Below are 17,232 nucleotides of genomic sequence, written 5' to 3' on the forward strand. Positions count from 1 at the left end.
TATCTGGAATACCGATATGTCCGCCCTCCCATCTACTGAAGCCCTGGTCGCCGGCATCCAATCGTGGGTGCGCTGCGAGTCGCCCTCGAACTCGCCCGAGGGCGTGACCAAGATGGCGGCCTTGGTCGAGGCTCAGGCCCGCGCTGCCGGTTTGGCAGTGGAATTGACGTCGCTGGGCGCTGATACCGGCCCCTTGCTGTATGCCACGAACCGCGCGGCGGGTGATACCCGTAAAGGCATTCTGGTATTGGCCCACCTGGATACGGTACATCCGATCGGCACACTGCAAGAGAATCCTTGCCGTATCGAAGGCGACCGTCTATATGGCCCCGGCAGCTATGACATGAAGGGAGGCATTTATCTGGCGCTGGCGGCTTTATCGAATTTGGTGAAACCGGGCTCGACACAATTGCCCGTGGATTTTCTGATGGTGCCCGACGAGGAAACCGGCAGCCACGCCTCGCGTGCGTCGATTGAGCGCTATGCCGCTAATGCCAAATATGGTCTGGTGTGCGAGCCTGCCCGCCCCAACGGAGGCGGTTGCGTGACGGCGCGCAAAGGCACCGGCATGCTGCGACTGAACGTCAAGGGACGCCCCGCCCACGCGGGCATGCAACATGAAAAGGGCCGCAGCGCGATTCGCGAAATGGCGCACCAGGTGTTGGCTCTGGAAGCGATGACCGACTACGAACGCGGCGTCACGGTCAGCGTGGGCACTATCGCCGGCGGCACGGTGACCAACACCGTGCCCGCACAATGCCGCTGCGTCGTGGATTTCCGCGTGCCCGATATGGGCGCCGCCGAAGACGTCCTGCGGCGCATGCGCAATCTGTGCGCGGTCGGCCCCGATGTGGAACTGGACATTGATGTCGAACTGAACCGCCCGCCCATGGTGCGCAGCGATGCTGCCGTCGCCTTGCTGGAAATGGCACAAGGCTACGCCCGCGAGGCCGGCTTTGAGTTGGCAGAAGCACCCATGACAGGCGGCGGCAGCGATGCCAATTTCACCTCTGCGATGGGCGTGCCTACGCTGGACGGTCTGGGCGCCGACGGCAACGGGGCCCACACGCTGGATGAGTACATCTTGATCTCAACGCTGCAGACGCGCGTAAAATTCTGGGAATTGCTGCTGCGTCAACTGGCGTGACGCGGTAGTGCGGATGCTTGCGTGATCCGGCAGCGCCGGTATATCGCAAGCACCACTTCCGGAGACACGTTGTATGCCTAGCCCCACTGCGCACCCCGAACAAGAGGTGCCGTTCTGCTTGCCACCTCTACCCCTGTCTGAACAAGAGCCTGCACGGTTCGACATCCCGCCCGGCGCCTGCGATACGCACGCGCATGTCGTCGCTGACGATGCGGTAGCGTACCCCATGGTGCCAGAGCGCACCTATACGCCGCACCCGGCAACAGAAAGCGCTTATTTGGCCATGCTGGACACCAACGGCATGTCGCGCGGGGTATTGGTGCAAATCAGTGTGTACGGTACAGACAACCGCTACATGCTGGAAGTCCTGCGCCGCAATCCGGATCGTTTGCGTGGCATCGGCGTTGTCGCCCCGACGATCACCGATCGCGAACTGCAAGACATGCACGAGGCTGGCGTACGCGGTCTGCGCATCAACGTGCTGTTTGGCGGCGGCATCGGATTTGATGCGATGGAAACGCTGGCGGACCGTATCAAGGACCTGGGCTGGCACATGCAATTCCTGATGGACGCACGCCAACTGCCTGAACTGCTGCCGCGCATGCGCAAGCTACCGGTGCCCGGCGTCGTGGACCACATGGGACATATGCCCGTCGCCGAGGGGTTGCAAAGCCCGGGATTCCAGGCTCTGCTGCACATGGTGCAGGATCACGGCTGGTGGGTAAAACTATCGGGCTCATACCGCATCAGCGATCAGTTCGATCACTACACCGACGTAATCCCCTGGGCCCAGGCCTTGATCGCTGCCGCCCCCGATCGCATGGTCTGGGGCAGTGATTGGCTGCACGTGCATACCTCTCCCATGGTCAACACGGGCAAGCTGCGCAATCAACTCGCGGACTGGGCACCCGACGCGCAAACGCGGCATCGCATCCTGGTCACGAATCCTCAAAACCTTTACGGCTTCCCTTCCCTCTAAGAGGCAACCATGCAATGGTATAGAGAGCTAAATCAAACAGAGCGCCGGACCTTTATCGGCGCATTCGGTGGATGGGCCATCGATGCGCTGGACTTCATGGTCTTTACGTTTGTCATCTCTACCCTGATTCAGCTGTGGGGCATAGATAAAGGTCAAGCAGGGATGCTCGGTACGGTCACGCTGCTGTTCTCCGCAGTGGGCGGGTGGTTGGCGGGAATATTGGCTGACCGTTACGGTCGCGTGCGTGTACTGCAGATCACGATTCTATGGTTCTCGGTGTGCACGGTTGCGATCGGCTTTGCGCAAAACTTCGAACAGCTCTTCATCCTGCGTGCCTTGCAGGGGCTGGGCTTTGGCGGCGAATGGGCCGTAGGCTCGGTATTGATGGGTGAAATTGTCCGCGCCCAACACCGTGGCAAAGCCGTAGGTACTGTGCAAAGCGGTTGGGCGGTGGGTTGGGGAACCGCAGCGATTCTATACACCTTGGCATTTTCGATTTTGCCGCCGGAATGGGCATGGCGCTCTTTGTTCTGGATCGGCGTGTTGCCGGCTTTTCTGGTGCTGTATATCCGCAAACACGTGCCTGAGCCCGAGGTCTTTCAGCGTACGCAAGCCAAAAAGCAAGCGTCCGGCGAGCGTCCCTCATTCTGGGCCATTTTCTCGCCCGGCCTGCTCAAGACGACCGTCGTGACCGCGATCCTGTGCACCGGCGTGCAAGGCGGCTATTACGCTATTACGACATGGTTACCGACCTTTTTGAAAACCGAACGCCACCTATCGGTCTTGAATACCGGCGGCTATCTGATGGTGATCATTGTCGGGTCGTTTGCCGGCTACATCGTGGGCGCCTATATGGCGGATAGACTCGGCCGCCGTGCCAATCTGCTGATTTTTTCGGTGTTATCAGCCCTGAGCGTTTATGTGTACACCTTGGTTCCGCTCACCAATACGCAGATGCTGATACTGGGCTTTCCGCTGGGGTTCGCCGCCTCGGGTATTTTCAGCGGCATTGGGGCCTATCTGACGGAGCTATTTCCATCAGAGGTGCGTGCGTCGGGCCAAGGGTTTGCGTACAACTTTGGCCGGGGCATCGGCGCACTGTTTCCCAGTCTGGTGGGCTTTCTCAGCCAGAGTCATGGTCTGGCCTGGGCTATCGGCGCCTTTGCTACAGGTGCCTATGCCATCGTGATCTTGACCGCGTTGCTGTTGCCCGAAACTAAAGGCCGAGTGTTGGAGTAGTCGCCCAGGTTTTCCTGGTTTTACGCGGCGCTCACTTTTTCAGTAGCGCCTTCAGCATTCCCAATCGCTCTTTAGGGCTCATCGCACGTGTCGCGTCGTCTTCTTCGACGCGCACGTCGCCCAGCCCCATTTCCTCGATAAAGCGCGAGGGCTCGCGAATGAGATCCTCACGTGCACGACGACGTTTTTTGCACCAGCTCAGATGCAGACTGCGCTGGGCCCGCGTGATTCCCACGTACATCAAGCGACGCTCTTCCTGGATCCGTGTGGCCAGGTTTTCCGCAGCGCGTGCGGGGTCACCGTCCTCGTCGTCTTTACCCAGGTGAGGCAACAGCCCTTCTTCCACACCCGCCAGATAAACGTGGGGATACTCCAATCCCTTGGACGCGTGCAGCGTCGACATTTTGACAGCGTCGGGCTCTTCTTCCTCGCCGCGCTCCAGCATGGTGATCAAGGCGACGTGCTGCACCAGATCGAACAGCGACATGCCGTCTTCCTCGGCTTTGCGTTTCAGCCAACCGGTGAGTTCCAACACGTTTTCCCAGCGCGTCTGCGCAGGTTTTTCTTCCAGCGTGTCGTACAGATGGCGTTCGTATTGAATCGCCCCCAGCATGTCGTCCAGAATCGCGCCGGCAGGCTCAGGAGAGCCCGTGCCGTCCGTGCGCCCGCGCCCCGCACGCCATTGCAGACGCCGGATATATTCCGCAAAGGTTCGCAGAGACTCCAACTGACGGGGTTGCAGCAGACTCTCCAACCCTGACTCGGCCGCAGCGGCCAGCAGAGAAACCTCACGCTGTGCGGCGTATTGGCCCAGGACTTGCAACGTTGCCTGTCCAATGCCGCGCTTGGGAGTGGTCGCAGCCCGGATGAAAGCAGGATCGTCATCGTCGTTGGCGACCAACCGCAGATACGCCAGGATGTCGCGAATTTCGGCCTTGTCAAAAAAGCTCTGCCCGCCTGCTATCGTGTACGGGATTTTCAGATTGCGCAGCGCTTGTTCCAAAATACGCGATTGATGATTTCCCCGGTACAGGATCGCGAAATCTTTCCATTGCGCCTGACGCTCAAAACGCGACGCCGAGATTTTCATCGCGATCGATTGCGCCTCGTGTTCATCGTTATCCATGGGCGACACCACGATCGGCTCGCCGACACCCAGATCTGACCAGAGTTTTTTCTCGAACAGTTTTGGGTTTTTTTCGATCACCGTATTGGCCGCGGCCAAAATACGCTGTACCGAACGATAGTTTTGCTCGAGCTTGATGAGCTTGAGTTGCGGGTAATCAGTCGTGAGCTTGGCCAGATTCTCCATGGTGGCGCCGCGCCACGCGTAAATGGCCTGATCGTCGTCACCCACGGCGGTAAACATCGCCCGGTCGCCACACAGCAACTGCACGAGGCGATACTGGCAGGCGTTGGTATCCTGGTATTCGTCGACGAGCAAATAGCGCACGCGATTTTGCCAACGCGTGCGGACCTCTTCGTTGCTATCGAGCAATTGCGCGGGGATACGAATCAGGTCGTCGAAATCCACTGCCTGATAGGCCGCCAAGGTCGCCGCATAATGGCGATATACCGTCGCAGCCTCTGACTCAGCTGGCGTCGCAGCGACGCGTGCGGCATCATCCGGACTGAGCAAGGCGTTTTTCCACAACGAAATCGTCGACTGCACGGTGCGTAGACGGCCACGATCCGTGGTGACCAGCAGTTCCTGGATGATGGCCATGGCATCGTCCGCATCCAGTATCGAAAACTGGGGTTTGAGTCCCGCATGGCGGGCCTCCTCGCGCAGCATCTTGACGCCCAGCGAATGGAACGTACTGATGGTGAGGCCTTTGGCCAGCTTCCGATCGACCAAGGAGCGCAGCCGCTCGTCCATTTCGCGCGCGGCCTTGTTCGTGAATGTCAATGCCACAACGTTGCGGCCCATATAGCCGCACTCGCGCAACAAATACGCGATTTTCTGGGTGATCACGCGCGTCTTGCCGCTGCCCGCGCCCGCCAGGACCAGACATGGCCCGTCCAGGTACAACACCGCCTCTTTCTGAGCGGGATTCAGACCATGGCCTATGGGTGCGCTATCGGACATATAAAACGAAAATCAAATCTCTAGAGGGTCGACTTCCAACTGCCAACGGACACGCGATTGTGACGCGAGCGCCGGCAGATGTGCCGACCACTCCGTCAAAAACGCCTGTAACGCTGGCCGGCTGGTGCTTTCCAGCAACAACTGCGCACGCTCGACATTGGCTACACGCACTACCCGCAGCGGTACTGGATCGTACAGCGTCAACGATGACACGCCCGAGAAACCGCCCTGCTCGGCAACATCACGAGCCTCCTGCAGAAACGCCAGTGCCTGCGCCAACTCGCGCGCCTCCGCCGTCAACAATGCCTGATACGCAAACGGCGGCAGCCCTGTCGTCTCGCGTTCCTCGAGAGCGTGGCGAGCAAAGCCCGCATAATCGTGACGCAGCAGGGCCTGGTATATGGACTGCTCGGGATAGCCGGTCTGAATCAAGACCTCGCCCCCATTGGCATGGCGGCCGGCGCGGCCCGCGACCTGCATCAGTTGAGCAAACAACCGCTCAGGCGCCCGAAAATCGTGAGCAAACAACATCGAATCCGCATTCAACACGCCCACCAGACCCAATCGCGCAAAATCGTGTCCCTTGGCCACCATCTGGGTGCCCACCAGGATATCGACTTCGCCCGCATGTACGGCAGCGAACAAGGCTTGCGCACTGCCTTTGCGCCGCGTGCTGTCCGCATCGATACGCGAAATCCGCGCCTGGGGAAATAGCTCCGCGAGATGTTCTTCGACGCGCTGCGTTCCGCGTCCCATGGGTTCCAGATCCTGATCGCCGCATTCCGGACACGCCCGTGGTACGGGCGCCTGATAACCGCAGTGGTGGCAATGCAATCGATTGCCGCGGCCTGCCGCTCGATGCAACACGGTAAAGGCCGAGCAGCGAGGGCAATGGCTGACCCAGGCACAAGAGGCGCAATGCAACACGGGTGCATAACCGCGACGGTTCAGGAACACCAGAGACTGCTCGCCACGCTCGAGCCGCTGACTGATCGCATCGATCAATTGTGGCGACATCCCCTGACGCATTGCCAGACGGCGAGTGTCTATCAAACGAATCGCCGGCAAGCTGCTCGCCCGCGCACGGCCCGGCAGCGTCAGACGCAAATAGTGGTTGCGCCCGGCGTGGTACCAGCTCTCGAGTGACGGTGTGGCAGATCCCAACACCACCGGGACATTTTGATCGCGCGCCCGCCATACCGCCAGATCGCGAGCCGAATAACGCAGGCCATCCTGCTGCTTGTACGAGGCGTCGTGCTCTTCGTCGACCACAATCAAACCCAACTCGGTCAACGGCGCAAAAATCGCCATCCGCGTGCCCAACAACATGCGCGCCTGGCCGCGCTGCGCACGAGCCCAGGCCTGCACGCGTTCGCCGTCTGACAATCCGCTATGCATCACGGCCAAGCCGTCGACCCCCAGCACCGACTCCAATCGCGCCCGCACCGCCGCCTCGAGCTGCGGCGTCAAATTGATTTCGGGCACCAGCAACAGGACCTGGCGCCCCGCCGCCAGCACGCGTTCGGCAATATGCAGATAGACCTCGGTCTTGCCGCTGCCGGTTACTCCGTGCAGCAAAACGGGCTTGAACCCTTCTAGCGCCGCAACGGTATCTACCGCCGCCTGCTGGTCCTCATTCAGTACCGGCGCCTGATCCGGCGTGGCCGCGGCGGCAACGCGCTTGGCCTTGCGTGCGTCCAAACGCGCCACCGGGCCTTGTCCGGATCGTTTGCCTTGGTAAGCCGAGGGCTTGCGCAATGGCGGCGGCATGGCCGGCAGCATGACTTCGCCTAGCGGCCGCTGGTAGTAATCGGCCGCAAACCGCGCCAAACGCAGCCAGTCGGCAGGCAACGGAGGTAAGTCCTCGAGGACTTGCTCTACCTCGCGCACCTGAGCTGGATCTATTGACGGCTCGGCGGGGTTATCTACAACGACACCCACCAGTTTGCGACGGCCAAACGGCACAATGACCCGCGCGCCGACCGGCACAGCGGCCTGAACGCGATAGTCAAAAGGCCCCGGCAGTGGGACATCCAGTGCCACCCGCGCCCAGAACCCCTCGCCGGGACGGAGGCCATCGGGTGCGTCAGACATGGGCGGCGGATATCGAATGCATGGCGATTGACGTGGACAACTTAAAGTGAATTCTCGATTTTTGAGCTAACAGGCTGTCAAATCTGTGTGAAATATCCCCGACGACACAACCTGTGGATAACTTTGGGGAAAAACATTCAATAACCTGATTTCCTGTCAAGACGCTTAATATAAAAATAAATGCCTCCAAACTATTGACATTGTATTTTTATTTTAAATTCAATGACTTATAAAAATATCCCAGAATTTGTCCTAATTTTTGGGTGTTGCCCGAGGTGTTTTCGCTGCTGTGCACAAGTCTCAGCAAGCGGCACACAGACTAGGCCTTTAGCGCGCTAGCGGACACTTACTCAGGCGTGAAACGACCGGCTGTAGGCGTGCACCTCGTCCACCAGATCGGTGACCGCCTCGGGCGGCGTATGCTGCGAGATGCCATGCCCCAGGTTAAAGACATGCCCCCCCGCCCCGACAGGGCCAAAAGCGTCCACGGTGCGGCGGACTTCGGCCCGGATGGCTTCGCTGCCACCGAACAACGTCATCGGATCGAGGTTACCCTGCAGGGCAACGGCATCGCCGAGACGCTGGCGAGCTCGTCCCAGGTTCACCGTCCAGTCGAGCCCCACGGCATCACAGCCGCAGGCGGCGATATCTTCGAGCCACAACCCGCCACCCTTGGTAAAGACGATGACGGGCACTTGGCGTCCCTCATGCTGACGGATCAAGCCAGATACGACCTTGCGGGTATAAGCCAGCGAAAACTGCTGGAACAAGCCATCGGCCAACACTCCCCCCCAGCTGTCGAACAACATAACGGCCTGCGCCCCCGCCTGGATTTGGGCGTTCAGGTATTGCTGGGTCGCTTGAGCATTGATATCCAGGATGCGATGCAGCAGATCCGGGCGCGAATACAGCAGGGTCTTGATCAGGCGATAGTCAGCACTGCCACGCCCCTCGACCATGTAACAGGCGATGGTCCAGGGACTGCCTGCAAAACCGATCAGGGGAACTCTGCCAGCCAGCTCTCGGCGGATGACCGTCACCGCGTCGAAAACGTAACGCAAAGAGTCCATATCGGGCACAGCGAGCTGCGCCACATCGCTTTCGGTGCGCAGCGGCCGCGCAAAACGCGGCCCCTCGCCCGGGGCGAAATCCAGCCCCAAGCCCATGGCGTGCGGCACCGTCAGGATGTCGGAAAACAGAATGGCCGCATCCAGGTCGTAACGTGCCAGGGGTTGCAGCGTAACCTCTGCAGCGTAATCGGGATTTTGTGCCAGCCCCATGAACGAGCCCGCCCGCGCACGTGTCGCGTTGTACTCGGGCAGATAGCGCCCCGCCTGGCGCATCAGCCAAACGGGGGTATAAGGGACGGGCTGGCGCAACAGGGCGCGCAGAAACACATCGTTCTTCAGGGGAGCAGCGGACACAGCTATCCTTGGATTTCGGAAGCCGTGATTTTACTGCCTAGGCGCGTACCGCGCGGCCACCTGCCCGATCTGCGCCGGCATGCCGCCGTACGCCGTGCCCGAATCAGGCCGGCGGCTCAGCCAGAGAAGCGTTATCGCGATAATGGGCGGCATCAATGCGATGCTTGCGCATCAGCGCCCAGAACGCGCGCCTGTGCTTGCTGGACGCCCGCGCAGCCTGAGCAACGTTGCCCGAATGGCGGGACAAAGCATGGCGTAAATAGGCGCACTCGAAATCCTCGACCATCCTGGCCTTGGCTTGACGGAACGGCTGGTCGATCGCTCCGATGTCAAAGACATCGTTTTCGGTGGCAGGCCGAGGCGATTTCTTTCTGGATGACAGGTGTTTGCTGCCAGGCAGACCGCCGTAGACGCGCAAAGGCTCCTGTATGGACCCGCCGGGACGTCTGTTGCGAGGCCGAAAGGTCTGGTCCCCCTCCGTCACAGGAGCCGGCGACGATGTCAACGATAGCGCCGTCGCAGCCTCGCTCAGCCCATGGGGCCGTGCCTGGCGGCGCCAATGCACCAGACGCGCGCGCAACTCATCGGGGCAGACTGGTGCCCGCACAAAATCGGCGACACCCAGCGACAGCAAGTCCAACATCCCTGGCGCAGTGATATCGAAAACGACGGCGACCAGCGGAATGCGCAATCCCGCCTCGGCATTGGCCAACACGGTGCGCACCCATGACAGCGACTCGGCCGCCACAGGCAATATACAGCCATCAAAGCGCCGCAATGCCAAGTGAGCCCGCGACAGCCATTGCGGGTCGGCAGGCGCCCCGGCAGTCAGGCTGGCGACATCCAGAACGTACAGACGCAAACGGCCGAATTGCCCGTGATGGCTATCAACCCATTCCCGTACCCAGCCCTCATGGCCGGGGGTCATCAGAACGGCGCAATCCAATATTTCACGCAAGAGGGACTCCTGTATACGCATGCAAAAAAACAAGCGTACACATCATCGTCACCCCACGATATTCGCAATTATCACACTGCGGGTTCTACGTATAGCCGAGTGCAAATCAGTACATATTCCGTTTGTAATCCTGCTCCAGCCCTTTACGCATCAGCCCAGGAATAGACACCATCCCGCGCGCGATCGCTGCGCCCAAGCCACGAGTCTTATTCAGTTTGACGTGCGCAGCAAAAACTGCAGCAGGATCAATGTCCCGTGGCGCCGACGCAGTCATCCAAGGCCTTGCCCGCAACAACGCAGCACTCTCTCGCAATACGACGTGTGGTGACTCCAATACGGTCACGACCTTTGGAACCTTGCCCTGCACTTCGAACTTTTGTCTCCATATTTCGTCAGCCGTCATGTGCGCACGTCCTCTCACCACGGCGACCTGGGCAGCCCCAGGCGCCAGCAGCATGATGGCTGCCTGCGGCCGCACCAGCATATTGCGCATGCTGTCCGTACGGCGATTTCCGGGACGATCGGCAAAACAAAGCTGCGTTGAGTCCCCCTGCATCAACTGGCCCGCGGGATCACCCTTGGGACTCAAATCAGTGCGCAATTCGGCATCGGCTGTCGCCAGGGCCATAAAGCGGCACACCGCCAGCAAACCTGGCAGATCGTCGAGACCCGTTCGCGCACGCGGTTCGTCTGACGACCAGAATGCCGATCGCAGCAACGCCTTTGCGCAATGGGCATAGCATTCATGCACTGCAATCACCACATCATCGCCGGACACCGCCTCCACCGCGCCATTCACCCGCAAGGTCTCACCCAAGCCTGGAATCAAGAACAGCAACCCAGCCCCGCGCCCCACCTGGGCATAATGCGGCTCATCCAGTGCCGCGCGCGGAATACGCAACAGGCCCGCACCCGATGCCGATACAAAACCCGGACGGCCGCCAGCCACCGTCACCTCGATCTGCTGTGTGTCGCTGAACCCCGCGAATACCAACGGCGAAACGGCCAGCCAACGCTGCGCGTGGACATCCAGATGGTCAATCACCTTCAGGTCCACAGCATCTGCACGCGCCCCCACCTGAGACTCCAGAGCCTCGACCGTATTGATCACGCTGTCCATTCCCGTCTCCGGCTGATTCGACAAAGAATCCCCATTTTATAAATGAGAATTATTTATTTCCATGATTTTCTTGTATAAAACGCAATGACGCCTCGCTCTCCCGGCCGGCGGAGTCCATAAAAACCAAGTTCAACGGCAAGAATACGAGTGCACCGCTCGGGCGCGATCCGTAGACTACAGACATGGTGATACAGCAGGACGATGCTCTGCATCCGGCACAAAGTGCCTCACCGCTAATCTAGATCCGCTCCATCCGTGAAAGGAACCATCATGTCCTATGCCTACAAGACCATCGCCTCTCCCGTGGGCCGATTGACGCTCGTCGCCAAGGATGCCAGCCTGGCTGCCATCTTGTGGGAAAATGACCGGCCAGGCCGCGTACGCCTGGGGCCTATGCAAGAGAACACCCAGCACCCCATTCTGTTAAAGACCGAGCAGCAATTGACAGAATATTTCGCGGGACGACGCGAACGCTTTGAACTGCCGTTGGATTTCGCCGGCACCGAGTTTCAGAAGCAAGTCTGGGCCGCGCTACTGACCATTCCATACGGCCAGACACGCAGCTATCGCGACATCGCGACGCAGATCGGTCGGCCCAAGGCTGTGCGTGCCGTTGGAGCGGCCAACGGACGCAATCCGATCTCGATCGTCGCACCTTGTCATCGTGTCGTCGGCGCGTCCGGCGCACTCACCGGGTTTGCCGGCGGATTGCCCGCGAAGGAACTGCTGCTGGGCCTCGAACACAGCGCCACAGCCGCATAGACGTTTTATTATTCCGTAGGCAGCATGGCCGCTGCCTTTTTTTCAGCATGCATGCCGCAGTTTTCCGGAGCAACAGATGAACTCACCCACCGGCGTCATCATCGGTGAAGACGGCTTGGCGCGCCCACCCTGGGCCGCGCAAGATCCTTTAATGCGCCAGTACTACGATACCGAGTGGGGTATGCCGGTACGCGACGAGCACGGTTTGTTCGAACGGTTGAGCCTGGAGTGTTTTCAATCCGGTTTGTCGTGGGCGACGATCCTGCGCAAACGCGAGGCGTTTCGTGCTGCGTTTCGCCAGTTCGATCCCGATGCCGTCTCGACGTTCAGTGAAAAAGACGTCGAACGCCTGATGGCCGATAGCGGCATCGTACGCAACCGGGCGAAAATCCTGGCTACTATCAACAACGCCGCGGCAACGATCGCACTGCGAGCCGACGGCGGACTGGTGGATTTCATCTGGTCATTTCAACCGGCAGAAACTCCCTCCCCCCGTACGCTGGCAGAAATCCCTACCGTGTCGGAGGCGTCCACTGCACTGAGCAAAGCCCTGCGCAAGCGCGGTTTTGCTTTTGTCGGGCCGACCACCATGCATGCATTGATGGAAGCCACGGGAATGATCGACACGCATTTGGTTGACAGTCATCGTCGTGGCAGCTCTGGCGTCTGGCAAACAAGGTGAACGTTACATAAATCACCTGCGTATTACACAAATCGCCGCGACGTAGCGCTTCTTCACACGGCATTCCTGTCAATGACAGCCCTCCGCATCAATTCAGTCCATAATCGAGCCTTGAACTAGCTTTATCAGGACCACGCGCCATGCCGTTGAACACTTTGCTTTCTCGTTTATTACTTGCTGCCACGGTCAGCGTACTGAGTGCCTGCGCGATGAATACGAACACAACGTCTACCATCGGTGCGTCCACGACGGGCGCAGACACCGCCGCATCGACGCTCTCGGCCTATCACTGGGACTTGACCGCAGCCCGTGATGCCAACGGCGCCGCACAAACCGAATGGGCGCCGCCCCAAACGCGCGATGGCGCGCCTTTGCGTCTGAGTTTCAAGGATCAACGCCTATCCGTGTCCGGCCTGTGCAACCGGCTAGGCGCAGGCTATAGCCTGGATGCGAACAAAATCAAAATCTCAGGCGCTGTCGGCACGATGATGGCCTGCAACGACAATGCACTCATGCAATACGAACATGCCTTTGGCCAACGTTTGCCGCAAGCGTCCACTTGGCAGATCACGCAGAGTCCGACGGGGCCGTTATTGACGCTGGGCTTTGCCGATGGCGCGCAATGGACGCTGACGGGCACCCCCACCGATGAGACCCGCTATGGTGGCACAGGCGAAACGCAATTCCTGGAAATCGCCTCGCAGCGTATGCGTTGCTCGCACCCCGGTATTCCGAATATGCAATGCCTGCAGGTGCGCGAGGTGCAATACGATGCCAATGGCATCCAGACCGGCCAAGGCGAATGGCAGGCTTTTTACAGCGAAATCGAAGGCTATACCCATCAACCGGGCGTACGAAACGTACTGCGCGTAAAACGCTATGAACGCTCTCCCGTGCCTGCCGACGCATCGCGCTATGTGTACGTGTTGGACATGGTGGTGCAAAGCGCCAAGGAATAAACGGCAAAAAGAACAGGCTCGAATTCACCGAGCCTGATTTGACTGACGTCGGGTCGGGCATTATTTTTCCGCGTTCGGGAAAAACAACTGCTGCCCGTTGACTTTGTAGCTGGCAATCGTGTCCTGCCCGGCTGGCGAAGTCACCCAATCCACGAACTGTTGGGCGTCCTTGGCTTTGACGTGCGGGAATTTGGCAGGATTGACCACCATCACGCCATACTGATTGAATAATCGCTTGTCGCCTTCGACCAGGATTTTCAGGCCGCCGGGGTTCTTGAAGCTGAGCCACGTGCCACGATCCGACAAAACATAAGCGCCCATCGATGAGGCCATATTCAACGCCGGTCCCATGCCGCAACCACAGGCTTTATAACCCTTGCCCATGTCCTCGACGCCTGCGGTTTTCCAGAACCGCAGCTCGGCGGCATGCGTGCCGCTCTTGTCGCCGCGCGACACAAAAGACGCATTGTCCTTGGCCAGCGTGCTCAAGGCCTGAACGATATCGTTGCCCTTGATTCCTGCCGGATCGTCAGCCGGACCAATCAGGACGAAATCGTTGTACATGACGGGATAGCGCTTGGTGGCGTAGCCCTCGGCCACGAACTTTTCTTCGGCAACTTGATCGTGCACGAACAAGACATCGGCGTCACCACGACGCGCGGTATCCAATGCCTGCCCGGTCCCCTGCGCAACGACTTTGATGTCGATGCCGCTGGCCTTTTTAAAAGCAGGCAACAAATGCGCGAACAGGCCAGACTGCTCTGTGGAGGTCGTCGACGCCATGACAATGGTTTCTGCCTGGACCGCCGGCGCTGCCCACGTGGCTGCGACGAGCAAAGCCGGCATTGCGGCGCGTCGCAAAAGAGTCGAGAGAGTCATGAGAGGCGTTCTCCTTTTAGGAACAAACTGGCCGCTTCGGGCAGCGAGCCGTGAAAAAAATCGTCAACGGGCAAATCGACCACCACCCGCCCGCGTTCTAGATAAATCACGCGTTGCGCCAGCCGTTTGACCTGGCCCAGGTTGTGGCTGCTGAACACCATCGCAGGCCGGCGTGGCAGTTCGTCTGGCGCATCAAGTGCCTCATCGGGCGCCATCTCCGGTTGCACGAAGTCGTGCATCATCTGCTCGACCTCACGCTTGGCATGAGGATCCAGGCTGGCCGTTGGCTCATCCAGCAACAACACATCCGGCTTCAGGGCCCAGGCGCGCGCCATCGCCAATCGTTGCTGCTGTCCGCCGGACAGGGCCTTGGCACTGCGTGCCGCAAGATCCTCCATACCGACTCTGGCCAATGCAGGTCCAGCCTGCGCGCGCGCATCGCGCCAACGCATGCCGCGCAACCAAAGCCCCAAAGCCACATTGTTCAGCACCGACATGCGCAACATATACGGCTGCTGAAACAGCATGGCCTGGTACTTGCGCGCCACACATGAAGCCTGGCCGCGCGAGGGTTGCAGCAGGCAATGCAACACGCGCAGCAGCGTGCTCTTGCCGCTGCCGTTCGCACCCACCAACGCCACGCATTCACCCGGTCGTATCGTCAAGGACACCGCACGCAGGGCCTGCACGCTGCCGAAATCCACGTCAACATCCCGCAGATCAAACAGGGTCTCGAAAGAGGATGTGCGCGTCATGTGCCCGCCCCCGCGCGGCCAAACAAACCGGATAGGCCCGCGTCACGCCGCTCGCGCCAACGCCGCACGACCGCAGCCAACATATTCAACAGCAACACCACGCACAACAGCAACAATCCCAATGCCAGTGCCAACGGTAAATCGCCCTTGCTGGTTTCCAACGCAATCGCAGTGGTCATCACGCGTGTATAGCCCTCGATATTTCCGCCCACCACCATCACCGCACCGACTTCGGAGATCGCCCGGCCAAACCCTGTAATCACAATCGTCAACAGTGCGAAACGCTCATCCCAGGCCAGCAACAAGCCGCGCAGCCACTCGCGCGCGCGTAGCGATCGCAACTGCTCTCCGTGGAGCCGCTCTGCATCGGAAATCGTTTGGCGCACAAGCGCCGTCACAACGGGGCAAACCAGCACTGCTTGCGCCAGCACCATGGCTTGAAACGAAAACAACCAGCCCAGAAATCCCAAAGGACCGGAATGTGACAGCAGCAAATACACCACCAACCCAACCACCACGGACGGTAATGCCAGCGAGGTATTCAACAGCACCAGCACGAACCCGTGGCCGCGAAACCGTGCGACCGCCAGCCATGCGCCGGCCACCATCCCTACCGCGCACGCCAGCACACAGGCACAGGCGCTCACAGCGAGCGAACGCAACACGATGGACAGCAACACCGGGTCTGCCGACATGATCAGCTCAAAAGCTGTCAATACGCTTTCAGATACGGTGTTCATGGAAGGCGAGCAGAGAGCGGAATGTCATTTTTCTATCTGGATTTACGAGCGCGCGGCACGAGGCCTACCGAGCCGAACCGCGCATTCAGCCCCGTGCCATCAGAACGAATACACACTCGTCCGCTGCGCAATGTGCTGAGGGTATCTCACCGGAACGCCGCTCACCATATGAATACTTTTGCATAGGCATGGCTTACTATCTGCAGAGGACCGCCCCCAACACGCATTTAGGGCATACTTCCGCCGTGCATCGTATCGACCTTTCCTACCAATTGGGCGCCACGTCGGCGGCCCCGTCCGTCATCGGCAACGCGCTGATGGACTTGCTGTTCGCCGTGCGCGAGCACGGCTCAATCTCAGGTGCCGCCAAAGCGCTAGGGTTGTCGTACCGCCACGTATGGGGCGAGCTCAAACGATGGGAACAGATTCTGGGCCGCACCCTGATCGTCTGGGACAAGGGGCAGCCCGCGCGGCTGAACGAATTCGGCGAAAAACTGCTGTGGGCCGAACGCCAGGCGCAAGCCCGGCTGGCCCCACAGATCAACGCGCTGCGCGCCGATCTCGAGCGCGCCTTCGCCATGGCGTTTGACGATGCAGCTCACGTTGTCCCGTTGTACGCCAGTCATGACGATGCCTTGGGCGCGTTGCGCGAGCACGCCGTTGCCAGCGACAAACTCTATCTGGATATCAGCTATACCGGCAGCGTCGATGCGATCCGCGGGCTCAACGAAGGTCGTTGCGTCATTGCGGGCTTTCATACCCGGCAGGATCCCGTGCCAGGCTCGCTGACCGAACGCATCTACAAGCCTCTGCTCAAGCCCGGACTGCACAAGATTATCGGTTTTGCCCAACGCAGCCAGGGGCTGATCGTCGCGCGCGGCAATCCCAAACGCATCAGCGCCCTGGCCGATCTGCGCCGCTCCGACGTACGCTATGTGAATCGCGCCCTCGGTACCGGCACCCGCGTCCTGTTTGACGAGCTGCTGGAACAGGCAGACATCCCGGCAGCGGCAATCAATGGATACGAACGCACGGAGCCCTCGCACAGCGCAGTCGCTCACGCCGTTGCGAGCGGCTATGCAGATGCCGGCCTCGGCATAGAGCCCGCCATACCCGGACATGCATTGGATTACGTTCCGCTGGTGCAGGAAAATTATTTCCTGGTCTGCCTCAAATCAACCCTGGATCAGCCCTCTACGCAGGCTCTGCTTGCCATTCTGCGCAGCCCGCAATGGCAAGCCGCGCTGTCCTCGATGCCAGGCTACGGGCCGTTGCAAAGCGGCCAAGTACTCTCGATGAAACGGGTATTGCCATGGTGGACATTCAATACCCAAAAAACACACCGGCAAGCTCGTCCAACAAAACGCGCTGCGCGCAAGGTGAGTTGACGCACACCTTTGTTTTT

The 17,232-nt window shown here is 59.8% G+C and carries 14 protein-coding genes and 1 pseudogene; 7 read left to right on the forward strand and 8 right to left on the reverse strand.

All coding sequences use genetic code 11. The annotated features are described in order from the left end of the window. Positions 1 to 16: 16 nt before the first annotated feature. From ACYVIT_RS21730 to ACYVIT_RS21740, 3 genes are all read left to right on the forward strand, one after another. Entirely contained in the window at positions 17 to 1,147 is a 1,131-nt protein-coding gene (locus ACYVIT_RS21730; protein ID WP_415804553.1) for a M20 family metallopeptidase, read from the forward strand. Positions 1,148 to 1,220: 73 nt separating this feature from the next. Further along, entirely contained in the window at positions 1,221 to 2,126 is a 906-nt protein-coding gene (locus tag ACYVIT_RS21735; protein WP_415804554.1) for an amidohydrolase family protein, read from the forward strand. 9 nt (positions 2,127 to 2,135) lie between these two features. Next, entirely contained in the window at positions 2,136 to 3,365 is a 1,230-nt protein-coding gene (locus ACYVIT_RS21740; protein ID WP_415804555.1) for an MFS transporter, read from the forward strand. A 31-nt stretch (positions 3,366 to 3,396) separates the two neighbouring features. On the opposite strand, the gene ACYVIT_RS21745 is transcribed toward ACYVIT_RS21740, so the two are convergent. The 5 genes from ACYVIT_RS21745 to ACYVIT_RS21765 all read right to left on the reverse strand — a co-directional run bounded on the left by ACYVIT_RS21745 (position 3,397) and on the right by ACYVIT_RS21765 (position 11,050). Further along, on the reverse strand, positions 3,397 to 5,454 hold the full coding sequence (locus ACYVIT_RS21745; RefSeq protein WP_415804556.1) for a UvrD-helicase domain-containing protein: 2,058 nt from the start codon (positions 5,452 to 5,454) through the stop codon (positions 3,397 to 3,399). A 12-nt stretch (positions 5,455 to 5,466) separates the two neighbouring features. After that, positions 5,467 to 7,548 carry a primosomal protein N' gene (locus tag ACYVIT_RS21750; RefSeq protein ID WP_415804557.1) on the reverse strand — a complete coding sequence of 694 codons (2,082 nt, stop codon included), beginning with the start codon at positions 7,546 to 7,548 and terminating at the stop codon, positions 5,467 to 5,469. A 350-nt stretch (positions 7,549 to 7,898) separates the two neighbouring features. After that, positions 7,899 to 8,972 (reverse strand): uroporphyrinogen decarboxylase, encoded by a 1,074-nt coding sequence (hemE, locus tag ACYVIT_RS21755; RefSeq protein WP_415804558.1) that lies wholly within the window; start codon positions 8,970 to 8,972, stop codon positions 7,899 to 7,901. 103 nt (positions 8,973 to 9,075) lie between these two features. Then, positions 9,076 to 9,930, reverse strand: coding sequence for a helix-turn-helix domain-containing protein (locus tag ACYVIT_RS21760; RefSeq protein WP_415804559.1), 855 nt, complete (start codon positions 9,928 to 9,930; stop codon positions 9,076 to 9,078). 106 nt (positions 9,931 to 10,036) lie between these two features. After that, positions 10,037 to 11,050 carry a pyridoxamine 5'-phosphate oxidase family protein gene (locus tag ACYVIT_RS21765; protein ID WP_415804560.1) on the reverse strand — a complete coding sequence of 338 codons (1,014 nt, stop codon included), beginning with the start codon at positions 11,048 to 11,050 and terminating at the stop codon, positions 10,037 to 10,039. 270 nt (positions 11,051 to 11,320) lie between these two features. On the opposite strand from ACYVIT_RS21765, the pseudogene ACYVIT_RS21770 reads away from it, so the two are divergent. The 3 genes and pseudogenes from ACYVIT_RS21770 to ACYVIT_RS21780 all read left to right on the forward strand — a co-directional run. After that, positions 11,321 to 11,806 (forward strand): annotated as a pseudogene (locus tag ACYVIT_RS21770) (methylated-DNA--[protein]-cysteine S-methyltransferase); the annotation flags it as partial. A gap of 82 nt (positions 11,807 to 11,888) precedes the next feature. Continuing rightward, positions 11,889 to 12,494: a DNA-3-methyladenine glycosylase I gene (locus ACYVIT_RS21775; protein WP_415804561.1), complete on the forward strand. Its 606-nt coding sequence runs from the start codon at positions 11,889 to 11,891 to the stop codon at positions 12,492 to 12,494. A gap of 140 nt (positions 12,495 to 12,634) precedes the next feature. Continuing rightward, positions 12,635 to 13,453 carry a DUF4377 domain-containing protein gene (locus ACYVIT_RS21780; RefSeq protein WP_415804562.1) on the forward strand — a complete coding sequence of 273 codons (819 nt, stop codon included), beginning with the start codon at positions 12,635 to 12,637 and terminating at the stop codon, positions 13,451 to 13,453. Between the two features lie 60 nt (positions 13,454 to 13,513). Here ACYVIT_RS21780 and ACYVIT_RS21785 read toward each other — a convergent pair whose 3' ends face one another. The 3 genes from ACYVIT_RS21785 to ACYVIT_RS21795 are packed head-to-tail and all read right to left on the reverse strand — an operon-like array spanning position 13,514 to position 15,827. Next, positions 13,514 to 14,299, reverse strand: coding sequence for an ABC transporter substrate-binding protein (locus tag ACYVIT_RS21785; RefSeq protein ID WP_415804831.1), 786 nt, complete (start codon positions 14,297 to 14,299; stop codon positions 13,514 to 13,516). 29 nt (positions 14,300 to 14,328) lie between these two features. Beyond that, positions 14,329 to 15,087 (reverse strand): ABC transporter ATP-binding protein, encoded by a 759-nt coding sequence (locus ACYVIT_RS21790; protein WP_415804563.1) that lies wholly within the window; start codon positions 15,085 to 15,087, stop codon positions 14,329 to 14,331. Then, the gene (locus ACYVIT_RS21795; protein ID WP_415804564.1) at positions 15,084 to 15,827 is read right to left on the reverse strand and encodes an ABC transporter permease; all 744 of its coding nucleotides are present in this window, start codon (positions 15,825 to 15,827) and stop codon (positions 15,084 to 15,086) included. The genes ACYVIT_RS21790 and ACYVIT_RS21795 overlap by 4 nt, the downstream gene beginning before the upstream one ends. A 245-nt stretch (positions 15,828 to 16,072) precedes the next feature. On the opposite strand from ACYVIT_RS21795, the gene ACYVIT_RS21800 reads away from it, so the two are divergent. Continuing rightward, positions 16,073 to 17,215 (forward strand): substrate-binding domain-containing protein, encoded by a 1,143-nt coding sequence (locus ACYVIT_RS21800; RefSeq protein WP_415804832.1) that lies wholly within the window; start codon positions 16,073 to 16,075, stop codon positions 17,213 to 17,215. Positions 17,216 to 17,232 lie beyond the last annotated feature (17 nt).

The organism is Bordetella muralis (assembly GCF_054781015.1).

What these genes read in the sequence shown, in the direction of transcription:
- ACYVIT_RS21790 (WP_415804563.1), bottom strand. Translation starts at nt 15,087, where the DNA reads ATGACGCGCACATCCTCTTTCGAGACCCTGTTTGATCTGCGGGATGTT.
- ACYVIT_RS21765 (WP_415804560.1), bottom strand. Translation starts at nt 11,050, where the DNA reads ATGGACAGCGTGATCAATACGGTCGAGGCTCTGGAGTCTCAGGTGGGG.
- ACYVIT_RS21740 (WP_415804555.1), top strand. Translation starts at nt 2,136, where the DNA reads ATGCAATGGTATAGAGAGCTAAATCAAACAGAGCGCCGGACCTTTATC.
- ACYVIT_RS21775 (WP_415804561.1), top strand. Translation starts at nt 11,889, where the DNA reads ATGAACTCACCCACCGGCGTCATCATCGGTGAAGACGGCTTGGCGCGC.
- ACYVIT_RS21730 (WP_415804553.1), top strand. Translation starts at nt 17, where the DNA reads ATGTCCGCCCTCCCATCTACTGAAGCCCTGGTCGCCGGCATCCAATCG.
- ACYVIT_RS21750 (WP_415804557.1), bottom strand. Translation starts at nt 7,548, where the DNA reads ATGTCTGACGCACCCGATGGCCTCCGTCCCGGCGAGGGGTTCTGGGCG.
- ACYVIT_RS21785 (WP_415804831.1), bottom strand. Translation starts at nt 14,299, where the DNA reads ATGCCGGCTTTGCTCGTCGCAGCCACGTGGGCAGCGCCGGCGGTCCAG.
- ACYVIT_RS21735 (WP_415804554.1), top strand. Translation starts at nt 1,221, where the DNA reads ATGCCTAGCCCCACTGCGCACCCCGAACAAGAGGTGCCGTTCTGCTTG.
- ACYVIT_RS21745 (WP_415804556.1), bottom strand. Translation starts at nt 5,454, where the DNA reads ATGTCCGATAGCGCACCCATAGGCCATGGTCTGAATCCCGCTCAGAAA.
- ACYVIT_RS21780 (WP_415804562.1), top strand. Translation starts at nt 12,635, where the DNA reads ATGCCGTTGAACACTTTGCTTTCTCGTTTATTACTTGCTGCCACGGTC.
- ACYVIT_RS21795 (WP_415804564.1), bottom strand. Translation starts at nt 15,827, where the DNA reads ATGAACACCGTATCTGAAAGCGTATTGACAGCTTTTGAGCTGATCATG.